Source organism: Streptomyces hilarionis, assembly GCF_024539675.1.
GTDB classification, from domain to species: domain Bacteria; phylum Actinomycetota; class Actinomycetes; order Streptomycetales; family Streptomycetaceae; genus Streptomyces; species Streptomyces hilarionis.
In genome coordinates, this window is record NZ_JAHHIT010000828.1 from 1 (window position 1) to 249 (window position 249).

At 69.5% G+C, this 249-nt stretch carries 1 protein-coding gene; it reads right to left on the bottom strand.

Annotated features, from left to right (window positions below):
• Positions 1 to 249: hypothetical protein (locus tag KMS84_RS40475; protein ID WP_256921647.1), on the bottom strand; the 249-nt coding region annotated here is incomplete at both ends.

A 249-nucleotide genomic window follows, 5' to 3' on the forward strand; every position in this document is an offset into this window, starting at 1 on the left:
TGATGGGCGCGTGCAAGGTCTGGTCGACGTCGAGGGGGCCGGCATAGGCCGCCGCGCCGGGGGGCAGAAGCAACGTCGGCGCGCCCTGCCCGTCGCTGTCCTGGCTCGCCGCGACGCAGGCGACCGTCTTGTTGAACGGGGCGGTGTTGTCGGTCGTCCAGGCCCCGGTATACTCGTTGAAATCGGCCTTGAAGCCGAAGTTGATCGCGTTCGCCCGCTTGATCCCCAGCACCGTGCCCGGCCCGGTGA